Here is an 8,744-nt window from a genome sequence, read left to right on the forward strand (position 1 = left end):
AGCAGAAACCGCTCTCGTTACTCGTCGTATATAGTACTCTTTCAAGCAAAGAGTCAATATCATTTTTTATTTTTTTTAAATAAAATAACCCAAACTTTACCAATAAAATATTGAACAAAAAATCCTATTTCAAAACATTATTGGAAAAATCTGCCTTCATAAAAATAAAACATGAAAACAGCAAGGAGTTCAAAGAGAGCATGGCGCCTTTAAAGTAAAATATAGCACCCCATTGCAATGCATAAAAATAGGAAGTTGCCTAGGAATGAGTTAATCACAATAACGCTTGTTTTATGCTACTTTAATAGAGAAAATTTTCTGCGCAGATACGATTTATAAAGACATTGCTGTATAAAGAGAATCGCATGATCTGTAATTTGTAAAAAGAATCAAATTCCTGTAGAAGCATGCTAAGCTATCTATCTAGCTTTCTTTATTTAATATTGAAAAGTACTCTTATAAATCTATGTGGGATAACGAACAACAAAAGAACGATCCTGGACAAGACCCTGCTCTTGTCGTCAAGCGCTTGCGGCCTGCGCGCCGACAGGTCTCTGCTCGTTGGCTTACGGGAACCATTCTGACAGGAATCACTTCCTGCATTCTTATGGGGATTGCACTTTTTACGGCTCTTGATGAACAACAGCGATTGGTAACACCGCCACAATGGTTTACGCAAGAAAACCTATCAGAATCACAAGACCCTGAGGCCAATGGCTATAAAGGTGATCGTATTTCTCCCACCCATGCAAGGCAAAGCTTTGACAGAAAACGTCAATTTGAATTATCGATTCTACAAAAAAAAGGCGATGAAAAAGTCATTCAAACACAACATTTTGAATGGATTCGTATGGCTTTAGCCGAAAATCGCCCCCAGAAATATAGCTATCCAAAATTTGATTCTTTAAGCATTCTTGCTAGTGATACGAAAAATCAAAATATCGCACCACAAGAAGATTCTGGGCAGATTTATGGAGCAAAGGTTGAAACAAAACTCACCTTACGCAGCTATGATTTTAAGGTAAATCAATTCGATTTTGATGACAGCGACACATTGACAGATGAAGAGGCACAACAAGAAGTACAAAAAGCTGGATTTACTTTAGAAAAGAGCTCCGAACTTCTTTCAGTTCTCACATTGATTGATCCTTTAAAATTAGAAGATGTATCCTCCCCTTCCCAAGGCACAGAATCCCCTGAAGTTCGAATCGTTCAAGAAAATGTAACCGTTTCTCCTCAAAGTCACCGTATCGATCTGACAAAAAACTATGTTGAAGATATTATTCCTATTCGTAAAAAACAAACGATAGCCGATGCTTTCAAAAAAACCAGTTATACAAAAAAGCAAATTGACCAGGTTGTAAAAACGCTAGAAAAAATAAGCCTTTCCGATTCCCTTAAAGAGGGAAGCCTTTTACGCATTGGTATCGTGACACAAGCTGGTGAAGAAGACCATCTCGTACGCGCAAGTATCTATCAAGGGATGCATCATGTTCTCACCATTGCCCTGAATGATAAAGGCCAATTCATTGAAAGCACAGAGCCTAAAATGTCTAAAGCACTTAAAACGGCTTTTCAAAATGGTATTCCACATTCTTATATCAATAGCGCGCAATTACCAACGGCTTATGATGCACTCTATAGTGCTTTGCTAAGCCATAATATATCACAATCTCTCTCTCATCGTCTTATTCGTCTGCTAGCCACCAATATTGACATGAAAAGTCCGATAACACCCAATGATCAGATCGAAATATTTTATGCTGTACCACAAAGCGATAAAGAAAACAAAAACGGCAAAAAGAATTTGAAAGCAAAGGAAGCATCCAAGAACGCTGATCCAGAAATTCGTTATATTAGTGCAACTTTTGGGAATACAACTTATAAATATTACCGTTATCAATTAAAAGATGGAAGCGTTGATTATTATGATTCTGAAGGGAAAAGTTCAAAGCCTTTCTTGCTGCGCAAACCCACACCAAATGGCATTTTTGGCTCTCCCTTTGGTCCACGCAAACATCCTATTTTAGGCTATGTCCGCATGCATACGGGGGTTGATTGGATTGCTCCTAAAGGATCACCCATTATTGCTGTAGGAGATGGTATTGTCACAAGAGTAGGCGTAACAGGCGGCTATGGAAACCATACGGAAATTCAACATGCCAATGGATATGTCAGCAGTTATTCACACCAAAGTCGTTATGCACCAGACATCAAACCAGGCGTGAAAGTACGACAAGGACAAATTATTGGGTATGTTGGATCAACAGGAATGGCAACCGGTCCCCATTGTCATTTTGAAATCATTGTCAATGGCGTCAAAGTTGATCCCATGCGCATTCGTATACCGGATAGCAAAGCCTTAACCAATCAAGACCTACAAACATTCCTACAAGAAAAAAACAACATTGATGCCTTGATTAACAGCCCAATAGCACCCTCCGAAGAGACTTAAAGCATGAAAGCATCTGCATTTTTACGACTCAAAACATCTAAAAAATATGCTTGAGCGCTTAATTTTCTTAAAGAGATTTCCGCATTTTAAATATCTATTAAAGAATACGCCGAAAGATGCCACCACCCAAGGTCGCATCACAATGATTAAAAATAAAACGCCCTCCCCTTTTCTGGTTTACGCACAATAGAAAAGTGAAAAATATGAAACCCCAAAAGGCTAACTCTTCTTGTTTATTTTATCAAAACGATAGCCCGTCCTTATTGCCATGCAATAAAATCTCAAATCAAAGGTGAGTTTTTCTAAAGAACGAAGATTCTAAAACCCATATCATTCTATAAACAACCCGACTTCTTGTTGCACAGATTCCACTGGTTGAGCACTGATGCTGTTTAAAGCCCTGAAGGAGGGAGGGCATGAGTTTTTTACAAGCGCGTTTTACCTTAAAAATATTTCTCCCACACGCTTACAAAAACACCCCATATTTAAAGTTTCACATGCCTTACAAAAAATAACAAAACTTGAAAAAACTCTCTCTTTGCAAAGCAATAGAGCTTACGAATATAAGTATTATTGGCTTAAAGAAGCACTTATTCAAAATAAATTTAAAGGCTAACTTAAGCACTTCAAAGCTCTCAGACAAGGAGAACTTTGAAAGCCGATCATCGGAGTCAACAAAGCAAAAAAACAACAAGAGAGAAAATCAAACATTACACCAAAAGATAAAGAAGCAAAGTTGTTTCTCTTGAAGGCAATTGACAATCTGATATGAATGGTGCTGTGTTCGCGCTACTGAAGCCGTATTTTTCCTTCTTCTTGTGAAAAGATGCCCTCCCCATACATTCACGATGAATGAAAGGCAGCTTACCACGAGAAAAGAAAAAATTTACCCTTTTAAAAAATCAGTCAGAGCTTTTTTTTGAACTATTCATGCTAAGTTTTGGCAAAGGAATGACAATCTTTGTGCCTCCTAAAGCAGAAGTTTCAAACAGAGGTTTTTCACCAAATTGCATACAGAGCTGTTCCACGACCACACGACCAAGTCCTGTTTTTTGTTTTAAAGTTTGGCTTTTCATTCCCACGCCATCATCTTCTACAATGAGCATCAATTGTCCATCTTTCTGGGGACCAAAAGAGATATAAATATGACCAGACCGTTGATCAGGAAAGGCATGTTTTAAGGAATTTGTCAGCAGTTCACCAAGGATAATTCCAAGTGTTGTCGCATCTCTTGAAGACAGGCGACAATCTTTAAAGTTGGTGTGAATGGTGATGTTTTCACGCAATTCAAAAGGGACTGCCAATTCGACATCATGCACAACAGAGCTGAGAAACTCTGCCAATAAAGTCGTTTCCATATCATCACTTAAGCGCAAACGACGATGTGCTGTAGAAATTGTCTGAATACGATCACGTGCAGCCCCTAGAACAGCACGTACCTCTTCATTTTTGCTCCGGTTTAACTGGAGCCCCAACAAAGAAGACACCGTCCCAAGAGAATTGCCAATGCGATGGCTTGCATCCTGCAACAATATTTCAACCCGTTGGCGTTCTTTTTCAGCGTGATTACGTGCTCTTTCTAATTCTTGTGTTCGTTCTTTCACGCGGGCTTCCAGAGCGATATTTTCACTATGAAGCAGCAATTGATACAATTTTAAAGAGCGCATATCACGATGAAAACGATTAATAACAAAATAGGCAGAAATAAAGGTACTCACAACGGAAACAATAGCCGCCAATGTCAAAGCCGCCCGCATCAATGCGATACCCTCACGCTGTTTTTGTCGCACCACATCATCCCCATTAATAAAGCTTGTCATCAATTGAGCTAAACGTGCTACAGGAATCTTTGATACTTCCAAAGAGTCCGCATGAGAAGGTTGAGAAGGTTGTTCAGGAATCGCATCAAGAGCACGCATATGGGCATTCATAAAGGCTTTTCGTGCTTCAACCTCTTCTTTAAAAGCCGTAAACCATTTATACCACTGCGGATGCGCATAAATAATAAGTGCGATATAGTCGAGAATATTCCCCAACTCCCGCTCTGCATTTTCAAAACGTATTTTATCTTCCGCCTTGCGCGTTTTTGCATAGCTGCGATCAGCAACAGCCATATCAATCAGGCTAATAAGGACCAAATCAGCCTGTTCGCGCAATTCTGAACTTGTATTCAACTGTGCGACTTCTCGATCAACGGCATTTGAAAGCAACATAATAAAAACCGATGCCAAAAGAGCCATAACAAGAGAAACAACAATCGCACCCCACCGCCAGCGTGATATCGTTGCATCAGAAGAAGGCATTTGAGGCATCAAATTTGTTTTTGTTGTCATAGAATGTCCATTGGCGAACTTGAAAGTCGTCATTTTTCAGCACAAAGGAAGGCAACCTTATGGAACATAAAACCTAAAGCCCGTGAGAAAGTTTTATACAGGCTTTTCTTGTGTTCTTAAAGATACACGCCAAACTTCTGAATTCCCTCAGATACTGACTTTACTGTAATAGCTATAACGGGAATAAAAAAAACAAGGCTATCGATCATAATTATTATGCTTTTTTAGCCGTTAAATGAACACAATGTACTTCCAGCTGAGTAAGAATCAGGACCATAATCAGACTCACCGTTGACTTTAAGAAGTTCTTGTAATCGATTACGCGCCCTGCTCACACGGCTTTTAATGGTTCCAACAGCACAACCACAAATAGCCGCAGCATCTTCATAAGAAAATCCCGATGCGCCAATGAGAATAATGGCTTCTCTTTGATCGGCAGAAAGCAAATTTAAGGCTTTTTTGAAATCTTGCAAATCAAGTGATCCATATTGAGCAGGATGAACAGCGACATTTTGAGTAAACACGCCGTCGGTATCTTGAACTTCTCTTCCCTTTTTACGCATTTGACTATAAAATTCATTGCGCAAAATGGTAAAAAGCCAAGCTTTAAGATTAGTTCCCATCTCAAAACTATCTTGCTTAGCCCATGCCTTCATAACAGTATCTTGGACCAAATCTTCGGCTTTATCGTGCTTGCCACTTAAAGAAACAGCAAAAGCTCGTAAAGCCGGCAACACAGAAAGGAGTTCTTGTTTAAAGTTTTTCGCGCACTTTGACATAAAGGATTCAAACCTTTTCCACATTGTTTAAGCCAAATTGCTCTGCGCGCTCCAACTTCTCTAAAAGCTCAAGCAAACACCGTGGCAGTGCTTCTTCTTGAATTTCCATGTAAAATTGACGTAACTTCCGTGCTATTTCGCTATTGACCCCGAGAAGATCATCTCCAACTCTAAATTGTGTGGTGAGATTTTTTTCATCACGGTCGTTCATTTTTCATCCCCCTAATCCATATATTACTAGTAGCACCGCGAAGAATTTTTCGCCTTATGGTTGTAAATATAGCTGTCGGTAAAAAGTTCCATACAAATCAAGGAACTTTTTTATCGGTTGAGAATTTCAACCAACAAAATGCTTGAAAGGTCAAAGGAGTTATAAATTATGTCATTATCAACGCGCATTGCCCCGCATCTTCCCTATCTTCGGCGTTTTGCCCGCTCTGTCACCGGTAGCCAATCCTCTGGCGATGCCTATGTGTCAGCGATGTTGGAAGCACTCATTGCCGACATCTCCATTTTTCCCAAAGCCTCCACTGACCGAATTGGTACCTATTGGCTTTTTTGCCATCTTTTTGACCAAACCACACCAAACATCCCTGAACCCCTGCCCCAATTTGGTCTTGAACAAAAAACCAGTGCCAAATTATCCTATCTCACGCCCCGTGCACGCCAAGCATTTTTGCTCATTGCCGTTGAAGGGTTTCATGAACAAGACGCCAGCGAAATCATGAATCTGGATACGAAAGAATTTCGCAAGCTTCTCAACCAAGCATCCATTGATATTTCTCAACAAATTGCCACTGAAGTCATGATTATTGAAGATGAACCTCTTATTGCACTTGATATTGAGCAAATGGTAGAAAGCCTAGGTCATCATGTTGTAGGAATAGCGCGCACGCGTGATGAAGCTGTCATCATGTATCATAAGAAAAAACCACGGTTGATTTTGGCTGATATTCAATTAGCCGATAACAGTTCAGGGATTGATGCGGTCAACGAGATTTTGAAAAATGACCGTATACCGGTGATTTTCATCACGGCTTTTCCCGAAAGGCTTCTCACTGGCGAGCGTCCAGAACCAACTTTTTTAGTGACCAAACCTTTTAACCCTGATATGGTGAAAGCGCTTATTTCCCAAGCTTTATTTTTTCAAGAGAATGCTTCTAAAGCGGCTTAGAACAGGGTAACATCTTAAAATTATGATCGTTACGCCTCTTTCAAAGCCTCCCATGGATAAATCTCATATGAGTGCGCTCATGCAAGCGATTCGTGGTGCTGATATTTGCGTTCTCTATCAGGCAACAAATCTGGTTTATTTATGGGCTGAAAACTTGCCACACCATTTGCACAATAAATGGCGGGTTGGGTGTCGTGACAGCGACTTTTTTTCGCTTGACCTTGCAGACAATATGGAAACCATCAAACTGCAAGTTTTAGCCAGTGGCAAAATGCAAACTGTTGAAGCACGTTTTGAAGATACAAATAAACAAGAGATTTGGTACAAATTTTCTATTGATTGCCACCGCAATGATAACGAAGACATTATTGGTATTATCACCACCGGTGTCAATATTTCCGGCTTACGCCGCCGTGAACAAGTGCTTAAAATCCTTCTTCGCGAAGTCAGTCACCGTTCTAAAAACCTTCTAGCGATCATTCAAAGTATTGCCAGCCAAACCGCCCGCTATACTGAATCTCTTCAGGTTTTTTTACGAAAATTTCAAGGTCGTCTTCATTCTCTTTCTCATTCTCAAGATCTGATCACTGATTCCGATTGGCGCGGTGCTCAATTTCGCGAATTGGTCCAAACGCAGGCTTTAGGTTATTTTATGAAAGAAACAGAACGTTTTTCACTTGAAGGCGTCGATCCTTATCTTTTTCCCAATGCCGCTTTGCATATCGGTTTGGCTTTTCATGAACTGATTGTCAATTCTCTTTCTTTTGGAGCCCTTTCCCAAGAAAAGGGGAGCATCTGTGTACGCTGTGAAATTGAAACAAAACTGAATGGCAAAACGCAACTTATCATCACTTGGCATGAAAATTTTGAATCCGGCATCCCTCCCACAAACAATAAAAAAGCCTGTTTTGGTAGTGCCGTTCTCGAAAAAATCGTTCCCATTTCCGTGAATGGTTCAGCTTCCCTCAAATTGACACAAGAAGGAATTGTCTATTGCCTCTCTGTTCCTGATACTTATTTTGATATTTTTTCTTAAAAGAGCATTTTAAACAATGAACAAGAGAATTTTCCCCTTTTTTAGCAAAATGTCTCATCTGTTTATTAAGCACAAAGATATTTTCCAACCTCTTTAAACCAACCTCTATAGTCCCCCAATAGTTCCGCAAAACCTTAACGATGAGAACTGAAAGCCACATAAAATCCATTCCCGCTGTCAATCAACTTCCATCCCTCATATAACCGGCATATTTTAAAACAGAAACCAAAACGATAAAGAGCAAACCGTTTCAGCTTTTATATGCCAAATAAAAGCGAGCCTATTACCCATCTCTTTTTGTGTAATTTTCGCAATGCGTATATAATTTTATTTTGGCAGAATATGAAATTTCAAGGAGTAAAGCTAATATCCATCATCACTCTTCAGCTTTACGGGCTTAAAGCATCCACGACAACGACAATTAATTGATGTAAATTACACATTTTATGCTTTTATTTATCGCATTCTTTAATGGAGATATCCTCTTCAGTTACAATAGGGCATCCTAAAACAGGATACACTTGTGTTCCTCATTCACGCACTTTTTTAATATTTCCCAGCGCATCCACGCTCATTTCAAAACAGTATGTGTAAATAAGATATAATAGCCCCCGTAAAGTGAACCATCAAAACCGCCCCTTGTTACGCCACGTCCTTCTTTACCTTCATGCCCCTTTTCACTTCATAAAAGTAGTAGCTGAGCATCATCATACCATTTGTCTCTCATGTTACAACAGCCATTGACCTTTGAGAGCGTCCATAAGAGGCATTTCAGTCTTTTTTCAAATATTACTCACCGACATAGAGCCCCCACACACACCCTTTTATGACGTGCAAGCCAATGACTTTGATTAATTCACTATAGAACCCGCATCTCAAAGGGGAAAACCCATCTCAAAGGGGAAAACCCATCTCAAAGGGGAAAACCCATCTCAAAGGGGAAAACCCATCTCAAAGGGGAAAACCC

Annotated in this window: 6 protein-coding genes; 3 read left to right on the forward strand and 3 right to left on the reverse strand. The window is 39.7% G+C overall.

Going from position 1 to position 8,744, the window contains the following annotated elements; genetic code table 11:
- The first annotated feature begins 466 nt into the window (after positions 1–466).
- On the forward strand, positions 467–2,455 hold the full coding sequence (locus tag ACFINX_RS04655; protein WP_375629211.1) for a M23 family metallopeptidase: 1,989 nt from the start codon (positions 467–469) through the stop codon (positions 2,453–2,455).
- Positions 2,456–3,357: 902 nt separating this feature from the next.
- Here ACFINX_RS04655 and ACFINX_RS04660 read toward each other — a convergent pair.
- From ACFINX_RS04660 to ACFINX_RS04670, 3 genes are all read right to left on the reverse strand, one after another.
- Positions 3,358–4,788 carry a sensor histidine kinase gene (locus tag ACFINX_RS04660; RefSeq protein WP_375613648.1) on the reverse strand — a complete coding sequence of 477 codons (1,431 nt, stop codon included), beginning with the start codon at positions 4,786–4,788 and terminating at the stop codon, positions 3,358–3,360.
- 224 nt (positions 4,789–5,012) lie between these two features.
- Positions 5,013–5,567, reverse strand: a complete 555-nt coding sequence (locus ACFINX_RS04665) for an RNA polymerase sigma factor (RefSeq protein ID WP_375611691.1) — start codon at positions 5,565–5,567, stop codon at positions 5,013–5,015.
- A 7-nt stretch (positions 5,568–5,574) separates the two neighbouring features.
- Positions 5,575–5,778, reverse strand: a complete 204-nt coding sequence (locus tag ACFINX_RS04670) for a NepR family anti-sigma factor (protein ID WP_375610684.1) — start codon at positions 5,776–5,778, stop codon at positions 5,575–5,577.
- 168 nt (positions 5,779–5,946) lie between these two features.
- Between ACFINX_RS04670 and ACFINX_RS04675 the strand changes: the two genes are divergently transcribed.
- Both ACFINX_RS04675 and ACFINX_RS04680 read left to right on the forward strand, forming a co-directional pair.
- Entirely contained in the window at positions 5,947–6,741 is a 795-nt protein-coding gene (locus ACFINX_RS04675; protein ID WP_375607013.1) for a response regulator, read from the forward strand.
- A 22-nt stretch (positions 6,742–6,763) separates the two neighbouring features.
- Positions 6,764–7,777 carry a sensor histidine kinase gene (locus tag ACFINX_RS04680; RefSeq protein ID WP_375611690.1) on the forward strand — a complete coding sequence of 338 codons (1,014 nt, stop codon included), beginning with the start codon at positions 6,764–6,766 and terminating at the stop codon, positions 7,775–7,777.
- The last annotated feature ends 967 nt before the right edge of the window (positions 7,778–8,744 follow it).

This window comes from Bartonella sp. AP36NXGY, assembly GCF_042195865.1.
Classification (GTDB): Bacteria; Pseudomonadota; Alphaproteobacteria; order Rhizobiales; family Rhizobiaceae; genus Bartonella.